This is a genomic window from Caulobacter sp. GW456-12-1-14-TSB4 (assembly GCF_059424195.1).
On the sequence record NZ_JBWKZF010000072.1, the window covers coordinates 1 to 2,237 of the forward strand.

General features: G+C 67.4%; 3 protein-coding genes. All 3 read right to left on the minus strand.

Annotated features, from left to right (window positions below; genetic code table 11):
- Nucleotides 1-223, minus strand: a 223-nt coding sequence (locus tag AC07YH_RS26665; RefSeq protein ID WP_494749904.1) for an STN domain-containing protein, incomplete at its 3' end; no start/stop codon positions are given.
- Nucleotides 224-325: 102 nt separating this feature from the next.
- A complete protein-coding gene (locus AC07YH_RS26670; RefSeq protein ID WP_494749905.1) occupies nt 326-1,303 on the minus strand; it encodes a FecR family protein in 978 nt (325 codons plus the stop codon).
- An 85-nt stretch (nt 1,304-1,388) separates the two neighbouring features.
- Nucleotides 1,389-1,910: an RNA polymerase sigma factor gene (locus AC07YH_RS26675; RefSeq protein WP_494749906.1), complete on the minus strand. Its 522-nt coding sequence runs from the start codon at nt 1,908-1,910 to the stop codon at nt 1,389-1,391.
- Nucleotides 1,911-2,237 lie beyond the last annotated feature (327 nt).

Genomic DNA, 2,237 nt, shown 5'->3' on the forward strand with positions numbered 1-2,237 from the left:
GCGGGCGGGCGACCGAGAAGCGAATCGTCCGGGCGTCGATGAAGGCGTAGGCGCAGCCCTTGCCCTGGCTGGCGCGGTCCAGGGCCTCGCGCAGGCTGAAACTGCCGACCAGGGGGACGCCGGGGCCCTTGCAGGCCTCGACCCCGCCGATGGTCGTGCCCATGCGCACGCCCAGTTCGATCAGGGTCTCAGCGACGGTGGCCTTGCGGATGTCCAGGCGCACGCGCCCTTGAGCGGCGGCTTCACGCGCACTGACGCCCAGTCCCAGGATGCTGGCGGCGAGCAGGATCGAAGCCCGATTCAGGATCGGGCCCGCTGCAGAACGTCAGTTGGGAGCGGAGGGCCTTCCGCGCAGGACAATCGAATCATCGCTCGGCGTCGCCGAAATCGGCATGAGGCTGGTCAGGCGGCGAACCATCGCATCCTGGCCATCCACGATCAATACGCCGGAGAATCGAAGATTGGCCGTGTTTTCGCCCTCGAGGCGAAGCGGCCGGTCGAAATAGTGGTTCATGTCACCGACGATCCGGCCCAGCGGCTCGTCGCGATAGATCAGACGGCCCGAGCGCCAGCCTACCTGATCCTCGGCCGCGACCTTGCGCACGGTGACGCCCGAGGCGCCCTCGACATGCTCAAGCATCTGGCCCGGACGCAGGCGCACGGGGGTGTCGTCGCCGTCGGTCGAGACCTCGACCAGGCCGCGCAGCACGGTGACCGTGAGCTGGCCGTCGCGGCGGCGGACGTCGAACTTGGTGCCGACCACGCGTACGGTTTCATCGCCGGCGGTGATCAGGAACGGGCGGGCGGTGTCGTGGGCCACGTCGAACAGGGCCTGGCCGTCGTGCACGGTGACGCGGCGGGCGTCCTTCTCGAGGCGCACGGACAGGTGCGAGTCGGTGTTCAGGTCGATGTGGCTGCCATCGGCCAGCGCGATGGCGCGGTTCTCGCCCTTGGCCGTGGTGTAGAGGGTGTCGGAAGCGGGCAGCAGCTCGCCCCAGGGCGCCACCACCAGGGCGACGGCCGCCGCGGCGCCTGCCGCGCCCAGACCGCCCAGCCAACGCCAGTCGATCTGGAACGCACGCTTCGCCGCGGCGCGCTTCGGTTCGGCCAATTCCCCCCGGACGGCCGCACCACGCTGGAAGATCTCCTCGTCGACGGCCTGGATGGCGTCATACGCCTCCTGCGCACCGGGCTCGCTGAGCCAGGCGTCGAACGCCAGCCAATCGGTCTCTTCGACCTCCGGCCGCTGCAGTCGGGTCAGCCAATCGGCCGCCTCTTGCAGGTGTTGCGCTGACCGGCTCATCCGGTGGTGCTCCGACGAGGATCCATCATCCCCCAGTGCGTAGACGGCGCCGACGTGGCCCATCCCCCATGCGACACTTCATAAATCACCGTAGCCGCCTCGTCAGGGTCTTCAAGGCAGAGCTTATGTGCTTTTCGACCGTGCTGACGCTGATGCCCATGCGGCGCGCGGTTTCCATGTGGCTGTGCCCTTCCAGCTTGTGCAGCTGGAAGGCCTGGCGGGTTTTTTCCGGCAGGTCCTCGACGGCCTCGACCAGGGCCTTCAGCCGCTGGCGGCTGGCGACGACCTCGTCGGCGGCCGGTTCGTCGGCGACCTCGTGGCCGGCCACGACCGTGGTGTTGACGCTGCGCCAGTCGCTGTCGCGCGTCCCCGACCGCTTCTGGCTGCGCAGGCGGTCCAGCATCAGGTTCGAGCCGATCCGGTGCAGCAGGGCCGAGGGATTATCGACGGGGCCGAGCGAATCCATGCCGCTGATACGGATATAGAGGTCCTGCACCAGGTCCTCGGCTTCGGCGCGGGAACCCAGACGCGCCGCGAAGAAACGCACCAGATTGGTGCGCTTTTCCTCGTACAGGCCCAGCAGTGCGGCCTTGTCCGAGTCCGTCACGCCCAAAAGATCACCTACGTCCGCCAAAAACGCCGCCCCTTCACGGCGCAGCACTATCCATCTTTTTGGCGGAAAGACGATCGTTTGTTGAGAACGATCCTCAGGCCTTTTGCACAGGGCAGTTTGAGGGGTCTTGGGGCGGAAAACCTTAGATAGCAGTGGTTTTCGTGGTTAAGCCTTGCCGTGTGCGAGGCCGCTGGCCCATTCAGCCGGGTCTATGCCTGGAGTTATGTGTCGAAATGTCGCGGCGCGGGCGCCGTCAGGCCGCGTCGTCTTGCGCGAGCCAAACCCAGGGCGGGGAGTGGGGAGGCCGCCCTCCTCTAGCTG